Source organism: Deltaproteobacteria bacterium, assembly GCA_016235345.1.
Classification (GTDB): Bacteria; Desulfobacterota; Desulfobacteria; order Desulfobacterales; family Desulfatibacillaceae; genus JACRLG01.
In genome coordinates this window covers 147751-161226 of sequence record JACRLG010000023.1, presented here as the reverse complement: position 1 = coordinate 161226, position 13476 = coordinate 147751, and the positions used below count along the sequence as shown (strand labels likewise).

Here is a 13476-nt window from a genome sequence, read left to right as displayed (position 1 = left end):
TCAGATCTTAGATATGAAACAAAAAGATATATTGGATTAAATGGATATTATTTTTGGATTATATCCTGGCTATGCATCATAATTGGCACTATCATTCAACTATTAGTTTTTTTGATACAACAATAAACTCTGCTACAGATAATGCTTAAATTTCAGACTCCAAAATACTTTAATGTAATCTGTGTCTTTTTCACCATATTTATTAAACAAAGACATAGGCCCTATCTCAACTATATCTTTAATGTGAATCGAATCCTAATTGCAATTAATTGAATTTTGAAGCATCCAAATAACGTTCCTGCAAAATCAGGTGGGGAATTCCAAAATAAACCTCGCCCCGTTCGGCTCATTGTCCGTGACCCGGATCGAGCCGTTGTGATCCGCTATTATCGCAGCCACGATTGAGAGCCCAAGGCCCATGCCCGCCGACTTGGTGGAAAAATAGGGCTCGAAAATCCTGCCCTTTTCCTCGTCCGTAAGCCCCTTTCCAGTATCCGCCACTTCCAGCACAACCATGGATTCATCCGGCCTCACGCATACCGAGACGGTGATTTTGCCGGGGCCGCCTATGGCGGCTATGGCGTTGTCCACTAGGTTTATGAGAACCCGCTTGATCTGGGCCGGGTCCAGAAGGAGCCTTGGGACCACCTCCTGGTTTTCCACCTTGAACTCAAAGTCGATGTTCGGGTAGCCATCCGGGTAGGGGGCCAGGGCGTCGGACACCAGAAGGGGCAGGTGGCTGGGCACGGGCCTGGGGGCCGGAAAACGCGCGTAGGCGGAAAATTCGTCCACAAGGTTCCTTATGAGGTCCACCTGCTCGATTATGGTCCTGGTGCATTCCAGAAACACCGGGTCCTCTATCTCGTCGGAAAAGCGCCGGGCCATGCGCTGGGCAGAGAGCTTGATGGGAGTGAGCGGGTTTTTCACCTCGTGGGCCACCCGGCGCGCCACCTCCCGCCACGCGGCCATGCGCTGGGCGCGCTCCAGGTCGGTGAGGTCGTCCGCCACGATCACTGTTCCCATGTAGCGCCCGGCCTCGTCCTTCAGGGCCGTGGCGTTCACCAGAAAGCTCCGGGGCCTGCCCGCTACGTTCTGCCTGACCGGCACCTTCACCGCGTCGTCGCCCTTTTTTTCAAGCTCCTCCACGGCCCTGGCCGCCAGCCACAGGGCCTGCCCCTCGGAGACCTTGCGGACGCTCTTTCCAACCGCGTTTTGGGCCTTTATCCCAAGCATTCTTTCGGCGCTCTTGTTGATGGTGGAGACAAGGCCCGCATAATCCAGGGACACCACCCCGGCGGAGACGTTGTCCAGCACCACCTCCATGTACTTGCGGCGTTTTTCGATCTCCACGTTGCGGTCGGCCAGAACGTGGGCGGAATATTCAAGCTGCTCGCGGCTCATGCGGAGGTCGCGGGTCATGGAGTTGAAGGACTCCACAAGGCTTCCCATCTCGTCGTCCGACATCTTGGGAAGCACCAGGCTCAGGTCGCCGGAGGCGATCTGCCGGGTTCCGTCCGCCAACATGCTGATGGGCACGGTGAGGGTTTTCGCAAGGTGGATGCCGAACCACACGGCGCAGAAAAGGATGACCAGGGCCGCTATGGTGAGGCTGGTGTAAAGGGAAAGCTCCATGGGAGCCTTCAGCATTCCATGCTCCTGGTACTTGGAATAGCCCTCCACTATGCTCGCCAGATTTTTGGCCAAATCCGGGCTCAAAAGTGTGCCCACGGCCACGAAACCGGCGTCGGTCCTGGCCGTTGTGCGCACCAGTTCCCCGGCCCTGGTGGTTGTCAGAAGCCTTGCCTGGGAATCGCCGGTGGCCTCCCTTACGGTGAGGGCCGGAAAGGTGAGTCCGGTCTCGTCATTTTTCCCGATAAAAAAAAGCCTGCGCCCGGAAGCGTCGTAAAGCTCGACCCCGTCCGCCCCGAAGCCCGACCTCACGCGCCCGGCTATTGACCTTACCGGGGAAAGGCCGGCCCCGACCGCAGGCCGCCTGCCTGCAAATTCCCTTGTCAGTTCGGCAAGAACCGCCTTCTGCCCTGTTTCCACCTGTTCGTAAAAGAGCCTTCTTACGCCGATGGCGTCCACCAGGGCCTTTTCCACGGGCACGGAAAACCAGAAGTCCATGCTGGTGGTTATGAACTGGAGCGCGAAGACGAAAAGCACCGCTGTGGGAAGCAGCGAAAGAATAGTGAAGGAAAATATGAGCTTGCTCCTAAGCCGGGAGCCAAGGATTTTACGCCTTCTCTCGTAAACGGTCTTTACCAGGTTCCTCACCACCAGCACGAAAAGGGCCAGCATCCCGATGAGGTTCACGTTGATGAGAATGAACATCATGACGGTGGAGTGGATGGAGATGGACTCGCCGAAATCCATTATTTGGGTCTCTGCGCTAGTGAGAGCGATGATGAGGCCCAGGATCACGAAAATGAGAAAAATCTCCCGCCTGCGTTTCCTGCGTTCGGCTGGTGTCGGCTTGATGTTTTGATCCTGCACTTTTTCTGGCTCCCGGAGAGGTTTACGGGGAAAAGCGAGTTGGATTGAATGAGACAGGATACCAGTTTATTTCGCCGGATGCAAAAAGGGCGTCAACCGTGCAGGAAAGGGCCTGCTCCAAAGAAGCGGGGGGGGTGGCGTCGGACGTTAAGCGGGGAACGGTTCAGCGGTTTTTTTCATGCTCCTCGCAAACGGCCAGATTGGCGGAAGCTGCGGTTATGTGGGGCGCAAGGGTCGTCACCGCCCGATAATGTTGGGCCGCCTCGCTCCACAGGCCCCGCCCGACGAGCAGGTTCGCGTAGTTGAAATGGGCCTCCACCCGGTTGTAATCAATAATGATGGCCCTTTCGTAGAGCCTTTCGGCCTCGTCGGTCCGTCCCTTTTCCGAGAGCAGAACAGCAAGGTTCACAAGGGCCTCCGGGAAGGCCGGACGGGCCAGGAGGGCCTTTCGATAGTGGCCTTCCGCCTCATCCTTCCGCCCGGTTTTGGCCATGATGTTACCGATGTTGTAATGGGCCCCGGCAACCTCCCGGTAATCGCCGATGGCAAGGCCTGTCGTGTAGTGGGCCACGGCCCCTTTAAGGTCCCCAAGGCTCTCCAGGGCCTGGGCCATGTTGAGATGGGCCTTTAGGTTGCCCGGCCTTTTTTCGAGGGTGTCCGCCCACAGGGCGAAGTCCGTGCGGTAATCGTGATTACGATGAATGGTGAGCCCGCAGAGTACCAAAATCACGAACACGGCAAGAACCGCCCCGAAAAGGCCGCCCCTTTTTCGGATATTTTCGGGAAAACGCCCTCCCGTCGAGCGGGCCGCCCAATAGAGGCCCCCCACCGACAGGGCCGCAACCGCCGCCAGGGGCAGGTACATCCTGTGCTCGTAGGCCGGGCATTTTAAAGGCATGAGGGATGACGTGGGTGCGAGGACCAGGAAAAACCAGGCTCCGGCGAAACCCGCCGGATGACGCCTTGCAAGGCCCCATATCGAAAGGACGGCCAGCATCCCCACCAGGGTCGCCTTTATATAGGCCGCAAGGGTGAGCGAGCGGTCCCAGTCCCAGTAATCAAAGGCCTGGCCCACGGGGAAAAACGAAAGACGCAAGTAGTGGAGTATCACCCCGCCCTGGGTGATAAGGTAGTTGAAGCGCCCGACGCCATGATCCAGGGGGTTGGCCCCGGCCGTGCCTCCAAGCCATACCAGGAAGAAAAGCCAGGCCATTCCCGCCAAAAGCCCCAGGTAGAGGAACCAGCTTCGCCTTAAAGCGCCCATCACCTTTTTCTGGCCGAAAACCGCGTCCCAGGCCAGGATCAGGAGGGGGGCCACAACGATCACCTCCTTGGAGGCCGCACCCAGAACCAAGGCGGCTGCCGCGCCCGCGTGCCAGAGGTTCACGGGCCTTTTTTCAAAGCCCCTCGCGGCGCAGTAAAGGCAGATAAGGAAGAACATCCCCATCATGGACTCGGCCCGCTGGCTCACGTAGGTGACGCTCTCGGTGGTGAGCGGGTGAAGGGTCCAGGCAAGGGCCGCAACCAGGGCCAGAAAAGGGGCGCGGCTCCCGAAGAGCGCAGAAAGCCTTGGGGAGCCGAAGGTCCGGCGCATAAGCCCCAGGAGCACTATCCCGCTCAGCACGTGGATCAGAAGGTTCAAGGCATGGTAGCTTGCCGGGGAAAGGCTCGAAATCGCGTAATTCACGGCAAGGGAAAGGTTCAACAGGGGCCTTCCGGCGGTTCCCGTGCCGGGCGGGGCGGAAAGCACGGAAGACAGCGGCTGAAGGCTTTTTATGGAGGGGTTTTCCAGGATGTTGATCTTGTCGTCGAAAACAAAGGGAACGCCGAAGCTGTTGTGCCAGGCAAGGAGGGCCAGGAGCGCGATCAGGACGGCCCCGGCCAGGGGGCTGGCAAAAAGGACCAGAAAGGCGGATTTCCCGTCGCGGCTCATGGCGTCCCTAAAAAAAGGTGTCAAAGGCGGTCTTCACCATGGTTGGAAGGGACGATAGCTTCAGGCGCCTCACCTGGGCGATGAAATGCCTTGGCCTGAAATAGAACGAGCGCACGGCCTTTTTCTGAAGGGCCTTCAGTTCGTCCGCCCCAAGGCCTTCGGTGACCCAGATGGGCTCGTTTTTGGTATAGGAGACGTAGGACGAGTATCTGAGCCAGACCTCGGTGTCCAGGGTTCCGTCCGGCCTGACCCCGGTGTCGATCTGGCCCTTTTCCGCAAGGTCGTAGAAGATTTCCGAGCCCGGATAGGGAACCAGCACCGAAAACTGGGCCATGTCCAGGGGGAGGGTGGTGGCGAATTTTATGGTTTCAAGGCTATCCTTACGGGTTTCGCCGGGAAGGCCAAGGATGAAAAGGCCGGAGAGCTTGATCCCGCTGTTTTTCTTCACCGTTCTGGCCGCCTGCCTCACCATTTCCGGGTTTATGCCTTTTTTCACGGTGTCCAGAAGGCGTTGCACGCCGCTTTCTATGCCGAAGGCCATGTCGTGGCAGCCTGCGGCCTCCATGGCCCTCACCAGTTCGGGGTCCACGTAGCGCACGTGGCCCTCGCAGCCCCACAGGAACCTCAGGTTGCGGCGTCGGATTTCGTCGCAGATGTCCATCACCCTCTTCTTCTTGGCGATGAAAAGGGCATCCATGATGAAGATGTATGACGCATTGTAGCGTTCCACCAGCATCTCCATCTCGTCCACGGTGCGGATGACGTCGCCCGCCCGCTGGCGGCGGCTGTGGTGGACGGTGCAGAAGGTGCACCTGTTGGGGCAGCCCCTTGATGTGAACATGTGCTTGCCGACGGCCTTGTCGCTGCCCTTGTATGGCAGGTTGGACACCGAGGGGATGTTGTAGAGCTTCTGGGGAACCAGGTCGCGGGCCGGAAAGGGCAGCTCCGAGAGGTCCTCCACCCTTCCGGGGGCCGAAGACGGGACAAAAACCCCGTCCTTCATGAAGGACACGGCGGGGATGCCCGAAAAGTCCCGGCCCTTGTCCGCCAGGGTCCGGGCGAGATCGCGCATGGCCCACTCGCCCTCGCCGTGAACCACCACGTCAGCCGCGCCGTTTTCCAGGTAGGCCCTGGCGAAGACCGCCGCGTGGACATTTCCCAGAACCACCAGGGTTTCGGGCAGGTTTTTCTTCATCCAGCGGCCAAGCTCGTAAACTATTCCGCCGTTGCTGGTAAAAACCGTGAATCCGGCGATTTCGGGCCTTTCCGCAAGAAGCCTTAGCTTCAAATCCTCCACCGAGAGCTTTTCCACAAAGGCGTCGATGGCCTTGACGTCGTGGCCGTCCTCCATCAGCACCGCCGCTATGTACAGGATTCCAAGGGGCTCAAAGGGGGTGATGAGGTTCGCGCCGGAGCCTATGACCCGTTCCAGGTCGTCCGGCGGGTTCACAAGAAGGATTTTCATTTGTCGGCTTCGCCTTTGTCAGAATTGCCCGCCGCGCCGGACGGTTTTTCCGGGGCCGTTCCGCAGGCGGCCCATGAAAGCCCGTTCACCCATTCGATGCGGATGTCGCTAAGCCCGGCGCCCCTCATGAGGCTTTCCACCTCTTCCCTTTTATAATAATGGGCGATTTCGGGAAGCATCTGGTCAAAGACAATGGATCGCAGATGCGGAAAGGTGACGCCCCGCAAAAAGGCCAGGTAGGCCGGAAGCCTTCGCGCCACCCTGAGGTAGGACCACAGGAGGGCCGAAGGGATAACCGAGAGAGCGTGTACCCAGCCTATGGGAAGTTTTGAAAAGAGCTTGCGCCTTAAAGGATCGAACCAGCGCACCACCCACTCGTTGTTTTCATACCCGTAAAGCCACACGCAGACCAGGCCTTTGGGCCGGGCTGCGTCCCGCATGGCGGCCAGCGCCCGACGGGGGTCGTGCAGGTGGTGGACCACGCCGATTGAAAACACCACGTCGAAGCGGCCCTTGTCCGAAAGGTCGTAGGCGCTCTCCTTCACGACCTCCACTTCGGGAAATTTGGACAGGTTCCGCCTGGCTGCGGCCAGGGATCGCTCGTCCAGGTCCACGGCCTTTCCGCCCGAAGCCCCGTAGACCATGGGCCAGTAGCTGTTGCGGCCCATGCCGCATCCCACGTCCAGAAAGGTCTTGCCCTGCCAGTCATCCTGGGTGAGAAAGGGAAGCCAGCGGTTGAACTGGGTCTCGTAAGCGTCCAGAATTTCCGCGTAACGGTTCCACTCATAGCCGAAACGGGCGAAGGAGTCCCTTGGGTTTTCGGTGGTTCGGCCTTTTACCGGCCCGGCTTTTCCGGCCACGGCAAAAAGCTGCGCACCGCGATTTTTTGTGTTGAAGAGGAAAAGAAAACGCAGCGCGGCGCTTACAAAAAGCTGGTAAGGGCCGTAGTGATCGACATCGAACTGTTTTATGGTTTTTTCCGGGCTTAAATTGGCGAGGTATTTTGAAAGGTCGTGAAAGGGAAAGCCCTCGTTCCAGGCCCTGACCCCGGTGAAGCCCGCCTTTTCCAGCATGTCCGAAAGGGCTTTGGCCGAAAAATGCCTCACGTGGCCCACGTGCCGCTCGGTGGGCCTTATGGGGCCGGACTGGGTGCTTAAAAGCAGGGTCCCACCCGGAGCAAGGGACCTGTAAATATTGGCCAGATAGATGTCGGGCCGCTCCAGGTGCTCTATGACCTCGCTGGAAAGCCCCAGAATGGGGGAATCGGGCAATAATCCGGATTCAAGGGGCCGGGCGAGATCGGCCTGGCTCCACAAAATTTCCGGGTGAAGCTCCCTGTTCCTGGCGATCTGGGCCTCGCTGAGGTCGACGCCCACGAGCCTCGCGTTCGGGTGATCCTGTCCCACAGCCTTCAAGAGGGCCCCGTTTCCGCAGCCGAAGTCGCAGATGACGTCGGGCCTTATAGCTCTGGCTTTCTCGCGCAGGCGTTTCGCCCTCATGATGGGAGCCGCCATGTACTTCCAGTAGGGCTGCTCCGTGGCCGCGAAACGGTCGTAATAATCGCGGTTGATGCGGCTGGCGTCGGGCTTTGGGGTAAGGGTCATGGTTTTCCTGTGCCCTTGGGGTTGAAAAAAGACAGAACCGCGCGGTTCCACAAGAACATCCGGTGGTCCCTTTTTCCCGCCAGATGCTGGCTCCTTGCCCTGGCCGCGAAATCAGCGTCAAGACCGAAAAAGGCCGAAGGCTCTGCGTCCTTGAAAAATCCCCGCGTGAACCATTCGCCCACCGGTACGCCGAAGCCCTTTTTCCGCCTTTTGATTATGGCCGCAGGCAGAACCGGGGCGAGCGCCTTTTTAAGGATGTACTTGGTACGGCGGCCCCTCAACTTGTACTGCCAGGGAATCCTTCTAACGAAATCGACTAAATCCGCGTCCAGGAAGGGGGCGCGCACCTCCAGGGAGTGCATCATTCCGGCCCGGTCGGATTTTACCAGGATGTCGTCGGCAAGGTAAAGCCTGGTGAAAAATTCCAGGGTCCTGTCAACAATGTGCTTTTCTTCGGTCTGCTCCCACGCGGTTATGGCCTCCTCGTAAATCTCCTCGGTGTCCATGGGCCTGCCGAAAAGCTCCGAAAGCCCGGCTGGCGAAAGCGGGCCCATCCACACGGGATTCCAGAGATTTTGGGGATGCGAAAGCCCGCCCAATGTGCGCTTCAGCTTGAAATCGAGGCTTAGGTAGCCGTGGGACACGGGAAGAAAAGACGCCGCAGCCAGCACGGCCCGGTGAACCGGCCTTGGAACCAGCTTTTCGTAGAGACCGGCGAGCCTCAGGGCCAGAAAGGGGTCATAGCCCGCGAAAAGCTCGTCCCCTCCGTCTCCCGAAAGGGCCACGGTGACGTGTTTCCGGGTTTCGCCGCACAGGAGATACGTGGGGATTATGGAGCTGTCCCCCATTGGCTCGTCCAGGAGGGAGAGTATAAGGGGCGCGAGTTCCCGGCCCTTTTCCATGGAGCAGAGGGCCTCGTGATGGCGTGTTCCGAAACTTTTGGCCGCAAGCCTCGCATAGGGCGATTCGTCGAAGGATTTTTCCTCGAATGCTATGGAAAAGGTCTCCACCCCCCCTTGGGGCCTTGCCATGGAGGCGAAGGCCGCCACCGCCGAGGAATCTATGCCGCCCGAAAGAAAGACCCCCACAGGCACGTCCGCGATAAGCCTCAGCCTGACGGATTCAGCCAGAAGGCGTCTGATCTCCTCGCCCCACTCGTCCTCCGGCCTTTTGGGAATTTTTTCGAAAGGCTCGATCAGAAAGGTGAAATGGGTCTTTAAGGATGTCTTCCCGGAATCGAGATCGTAAACCAGGCTCTTTCCGGCAGGAAGTTTTTTCACGCCCTCGTACAGGCTTCGCGGGGCCGGGATATAGCCGTAGGCGAAGTATTTTACGAGGCTTTTCCGGTCGAGGGACGAGGGAACGCTGGGATGCGCCGCAAGCGCCGACAGCTCTGAGGCGAAGGCGAAGAATCCGGGGGCCTCGTGGTAGAAAAGGGGCTTTTCCCCGAAACGGTCCCGGCTGAGGAAGAGCCGCCTGTTGTCACGGTCAAGGATGGCGAAGGCCCACTGGCCGTTCAGGCGTTCGGGCAGGCGAAGCCCCCACTGGCGGTAACCGTGGAGCAGAACCTCGGTATCCGAGTGGTGGGTAATAAATCGGTGTCCGAGGTCGATGAGGCTTTTGCGGAGAACTGCGTGGTTGTAAATTTCGCCGTTAAAGACCACCGAAAGGCTTCCGTCGGCGGTGGTCATGGGCTGGCTTCCGCCTTCTATGTCCACGACCGCAAGCCGCCTGTGCCCCAGGCTCACCCCTTGGAGAGGGTCGAAAAGGGAGCCCTCCCCGTCCGGCCCCCGGTGGGACATGCGGGCCATCATGGCCGACAGGGCCCGGTCGTCCCTCTCGCCGGAAAAGCCGCAGATTCCGCACATCCCCTATGGGCCTTCCATGTTTCTGGTATGGCTCACCATGTAGGGACGCCGGTTCTGGGACTCGAAATAGGTGCGCATTACAAGGTCGGTGGTGATTCCAAGAAGAAAGCAGATTATGCCGATGAGGAAAAACTGGACAGCCAGAAGCGGCAGGGGCGTCTGGATGAAGCTCTTGCCGCCCCAGAACTTGAAATAGATCATGGCGCAAAAACAGGCCAGGGAGACCAGAAAGCTGGAAAAGCCCACGAAACCAAAGGCGTACATGGGCTTTTGGGCGTAGCCGTCGTAGAACTTGATGAGAAGGAGGTCCAAAAGAACCTTGAAGGTGCGCTCCAGGCCGTACTTGGACTTTCCCGCCACGCGGGGCCTGTGGGAAACCGGAATTTCCGCGATTTTCGCCCCCTGCCACTTGGCGTAAACCGGCAGGAAACGGTGCATCTCGCCGTAAATGCCCAGGTTTTCGATGAACTGGCGGCGGTAGCCCTTCAGGGTGCAGCCGTAGTCGTGCAGGGGCACCCCCGAAAGCGCCGAAATCAGCCTGTTGGCCACGAAACTGGGAACCTTGCGGGTGAGGGTCCTGTCCTTGCGGTCCTTGCGCCAGCCCGAAACCACGGTGTAGCCCTGGTCGAGCTTTTCCAGGATCAGGGGGATGTCCGCCGGGTCGTTCTGGAGGTCGGCGTCCAGGGAAATGACCACCTCGCCCTTGGCGTGGTCGAAACCGGCCATCATGGCGGCGGACTGGCCGAAGTTGCGGCGGAAGTGGATCACCTTTACGCAGGGGTCCGCGCACAGGGCGTCCAGGCGCGGGCCCGATCCGTCAGTGGAGCCGTCGTTTATGAATATGATCTCGCTGGTTTTCCCAAGGCTTTCCAGAACCGGCTTGATCTGGCCGTAAAGGCCGTCAATGTTGTCGGCTTCGTTGAAAACCGGGACCACCACCGACAGATCGAGGGACGCCGCCATGAATGTAACCTTTTCCGGGATCGTCCGGCGAGGCTTCCGGCTTGCATGGACGAGCAGGGGAATCAGACCCCTTGCGGCATATGGCCGATTGCGCCCCTGCAGGATTTCCAGCAGGGGCGCATTTCAAGCCTCGACCGGCGTCAGTTGGACGCGCCGGGGGTCGCTGCAGGAGCGGCGGGCGGCTGCACTGCGGGTATCTTCTTGTATTTTTTGGCGTCGCATTTCATGGGCACAGAGACGCCGTTCTTTTCCTCCATCACCTGCATGGCGTGGATTCCGGCCCCCGACTGGCGCGCCAGAACGTAGCTCACGAAAAAGACGTAGCCGTTGGCGCATATGGTGCGGACCATCCAGGTGTTCAGCTCGTAGGGCAGCTTGCCCTCCTCCATGATGACCATCTCGTCTTCGGCAAAGGCCGCAAGGGGCGCGGCAAAAAAAGCCAGTACAACGATAAGCGCAATCAGTTTTTTCATGGTTTGCTCCGTAATGGTGTTTTTTTCAGGCCATGCGCGGCAAGGCTCGCCGGAAGGATTTTCCGGTCCGTTTCCTGTGGCGCTGGCCTATCGAGAGCGGGAAGAGGCGCGTTGAAATTTTTTTGACGCGTGAAAAAAAGACGGGGTAACCGCATGTTTCCGCCATTTTGACTAAGAGCGTGTCCGTAAATAATCTTTACATTCGATTGCGGCTTCATCCCACCCAGCGCTGTTGCGCTCCTTGCTGGTTGGGCGAATCCGCAATCCCGGTATTACAACCTTATTTACGGACAAACTCTAAGGCCGGGGCCGACAAGACGCCGCCGTACCGGAATTTTTGGCTTTTTGTTTGTGTTTGTTTGCAAGGGAAATGACCGGATTTGAAACCGACACATCCGCTATCATTTCATCACGAGGGCGCTTTTGTCAAGCGCCAAACCGCGTCAGCCGGGGCGGACGCAAATGAATCGTATCGGGATGCCCGGTGTTTCCGCGTGGACTCCCCATCCCGGAGTCCGCCGGAGGGGACGCCTCTGCGCCGCTCCCCCGGAAAGACGCGTCGCGTCAAAAAATCCCCTTTGCCCGAAAAATTTTTTTCTGCTTCAAACCCGGCCTTCCGGGGCGGGAAACGGAAAAAACCGTGGCCGGGAGAACCGCCCCCGCACGCAGACTGCATACATTGCATGGAAGTCATCTATATCATTCACACAATATAATGGGTCTTGAGCGATTTTTGCCGAATCGGGAAAGAAACGGGCCGGTCAAAAAATAATACTTGATTCCATACTTTTACTATCGTAAAAAAATTTTCGAGGCTGCCGTTCAAGTCCAAATTATGACGCAAGAATCCGTTGACCGAACAAGCGTTCTGGGTTATGATGAAAACAATAGTCAAATACCGGGAGTTTTTGGGAGATAATTGAGGTCTCCGTTTCCCTGGTCCCCCAATAATCCGAACGCTCATTATAAAAAACGTGACCGAAAACAACCCCCCAAAGCCTGTTGACGCCTCGCCCACTGACATGGCCCCCCTCATTGCGGGGCTTAAGGAGTGGCTTGGGCAACACAAGGGCGACTCCGTCAGCCGTAGGTCCGTTCCGCCGGGCGAGCTTGTAAAAAGGTTCGGTTTCGCGGAAGAGGGCAAGGGCAGGCCGGAGGTCATCCTGTCCGAGGACGTTTTCGTGGAGCTGGGCCACCCCAGCCAGGCAAGCCTTGCGGTGATCCTCACCACCTTCGACCCGTCCCTCGTGGAAAACGGACGGGTGACGGTGGTCGGCCCGGACGTTTCCGCCATGAGGCAGGACGAACGCCCGTCCTTCGCCCAGGTTATAGTGGTCGCGGTGGACCCCCTAAACATCCCCGACCCCTTTTCCCTGGAAAACGCCCAGTACCTCATGCACAGGCTTCCGGGCTACATGGTGCGCTCGGTTCCCGGACGCCTCTGGGTGCGGATGAGCAAGAAGGGCCGGGCCGCAGGGCTCGACCTTTTCTCGGTGGGCTCGGCCATGAACGCCTCCCTTGCCCGCGATTTTCCGGGCGTGCTGGCCGTGGAGACCATCTTCGTCACCCGAAGCCGCGAGGCGGTGGAGGAGCTTGGCCCCATATCCGTGGAGTCGAAAATCTTTTCCGGCCAGCACAAGAAACTGGTCCTGGGACTGGACGGCACGGTGGAATGCACCGAGCTCAACTGCGAAACCTGCGAGGAAAAGCCGGTCTGCGACACCCTGCGCGACGTGGTGATCGCCCGCCGGGAATCGAAAAGATAGCGCGCCCGTTTCATGGGCCGGACTTTGCCGCCGGGATATACGCCCGGATAATGCCCGTAAACGACACCTGTGTTCGCGTTTTTTGACGGTCGTAAAGGAACCATAATGGCTGAGGAAAAGCCCATCATCTCGGTCTGCGGCAAGGGCGGCGTGGGCAAGACCGCCTTCTGCGCCATGCTGGGCCGCGCTCTCCTGGACTTGGAAGTTAAGCCCCTTCTTCTCATAGACGCCGACCCTGCTGGCGGCCTGGTTTCGGCCACTGGCCAGACGGTGAAAACCACCCTGGCCGGGGCCCGCGAGGCCATGATAAGGGCGGCCCGGAGCGGCGACCCCAAACAGAAGGAAAGCCTGGCCCGCGACCTGGATTATCTCGTCATGGAAGCCCTTCTGGAGCGGGACGGCTACGCCCTTCTGGCAATGGGCCGCATGGACGAAAAGGGCTGCTTCTGCCCGGCCAACACCCTTTTGCGCGAAGCAATAGACCTTCTGGTCACGCCCTTTTCCTTCGTTCTCATAGACGCGGAGGCGGGCCTTGAGCAGATAAGCAGGCAGGTCACAAGAAGGGTGACGAAGGTGATCGCGGTTTCCGACGGATCGAGCCGGAGCCGGGACACCATAAATATCATCCTTCAGATGGTGGGGCCCGAAAAGCTGGCGGTGGCGGTCAACCGCGCCCCGGATGCCCAGGGCCTCGACCTCCCCGAAAACGTGGAAATCCTTGGGCTTATCCCCGAAGACGGAGAGGTGAGGGACTTCGACCGCCGGGGACGCCCCCTGTGGGAACTGCCCCCGGACAACCCGGCCCTTGAGGCCGCGCGGAAAATTGCCCTGAAACTGGCCCCCTGAGCTAAAAAATGCGATGAAATCGGTGGATATCAAAAATCATCAAGGCATGAAAACGAGGAAAC

9 protein-coding genes are annotated in these 13476 nt (G+C 58.8%); 2 read left to right on the top strand and 7 right to left on the bottom strand.

Annotated elements, in window-relative coordinates:
* Positions 1-306: 306 nt before the first annotated feature.
* The 7 genes from HZB23_11300 to HZB23_11270 all read right to left on the bottom strand — a co-directional run bounded on the left by HZB23_11300 (position 307) and on the right by HZB23_11270 (position 10802).
* On the bottom strand, positions 307-2496 hold the full coding sequence (locus HZB23_11300; GenBank protein MBI5845242.1) for a HAMP domain-containing protein: 2190 nt from the start codon (positions 2494-2496) through the stop codon (positions 307-309).
* A gap of 163 nt (positions 2497-2659) precedes the next feature.
* Positions 2660-4429: a tetratricopeptide repeat protein gene (locus HZB23_11295; protein MBI5845241.1), complete on the bottom strand. Its 1770-nt coding sequence runs from the start codon at positions 4427-4429 to the stop codon at positions 2660-2662.
* 7 nt (positions 4430-4436) lie between these two features.
* Positions 4437-5894: a radical SAM protein gene (locus HZB23_11290; protein ID MBI5845240.1), complete on the bottom strand. Its 1458-nt coding sequence runs from the start codon at positions 5892-5894 to the stop codon at positions 4437-4439.
* On the bottom strand, positions 5891-7498 hold the full coding sequence (locus tag HZB23_11285; protein MBI5845239.1) for a methyltransferase domain-containing protein: 1608 nt from the start codon (positions 7496-7498) through the stop codon (positions 5891-5893). Before HZB23_11285 ends, HZB23_11290 begins: the two co-directional genes overlap by 4 nt.
* Positions 7495-9366, bottom strand: a complete 1872-nt coding sequence (gene asnB / locus HZB23_11280; protein ID MBI5845238.1) for an asparagine synthase (glutamine-hydrolyzing) — start codon at positions 9364-9366, stop codon at positions 7495-7497. The genes HZB23_11285 and asnB overlap by 4 nt, the downstream gene beginning before the upstream one ends.
* Before the next feature lie 3 nt (positions 9367-9369).
* A complete protein-coding gene (locus HZB23_11275) occupies positions 9370-10329 on the bottom strand; it encodes a glycosyltransferase family 2 protein (GenBank protein ID MBI5845237.1) in 960 nt (319 codons plus the stop codon).
* 140 nt (positions 10330-10469) lie between these two features.
* Complete coding sequence (locus HZB23_11270) at positions 10470-10802, bottom strand: hypothetical protein (protein MBI5845236.1); 333 nt, start codon at positions 10800-10802, stop codon at positions 10470-10472.
* 974 nt (positions 10803-11776) lie between these two features.
* On the opposite strand from HZB23_11270, the gene HZB23_11265 reads away from it, so the two are divergent.
* Positions 11777-12568 carry a hypothetical protein gene (locus HZB23_11265; GenBank protein MBI5845235.1) on the top strand — a complete coding sequence of 264 codons (792 nt, stop codon included), beginning with the start codon at positions 11777-11779 and terminating at the stop codon, positions 12566-12568.
* A gap of 105 nt (positions 12569-12673) precedes the next feature.
* On the top strand, positions 12674-13414 hold the full coding sequence (locus HZB23_11260; protein MBI5845234.1) for an AAA family ATPase: 741 nt from the start codon (positions 12674-12676) through the stop codon (positions 13412-13414).
* The last annotated feature ends 62 nt before the right edge of the window (positions 13415-13476 follow it).

What these genes read in the sequence shown, in the direction of transcription:
- HZB23_11295 (MBI5845241.1), bottom strand. Translation starts at nt 4,429, where the DNA reads ATGAGCCGCGACGGGAAATCCGCCTTTCTGGTCCTTTTTGCCAGCCCC.
- HZB23_11290 (MBI5845240.1), bottom strand. Translation starts at nt 5,894, where the DNA reads ATGAAAATCCTTCTTGTGAACCCGCCGGACGACCTGGAACGGGTCATA.
- HZB23_11285 (MBI5845239.1), bottom strand. Translation starts at nt 7,498, where the DNA reads ATGACCCTTACCCCAAAGCCCGACGCCAGCCGCATCAACCGCGATTAT.
- asnB (MBI5845238.1), bottom strand. Translation starts at nt 9,366, where the DNA reads ATGTGCGGAATCTGCGGCTTTTCCGGCGAGAGGGACGACCGGGCCCTG.
- HZB23_11275 (MBI5845237.1), bottom strand. Translation starts at nt 10,329, where the DNA reads ATGGCGGCGTCCCTCGATCTGTCGGTGGTGGTCCCGGTTTTCAACGAA.
- HZB23_11270 (MBI5845236.1), bottom strand. Translation starts at nt 10,802, where the DNA reads ATGAAAAAACTGATTGCGCTTATCGTTGTACTGGCTTTTTTTGCCGCG.
- HZB23_11260 (MBI5845234.1), top strand. Translation starts at nt 12,674, where the DNA reads ATGGCTGAGGAAAAGCCCATCATCTCGGTCTGCGGCAAGGGCGGCGTG.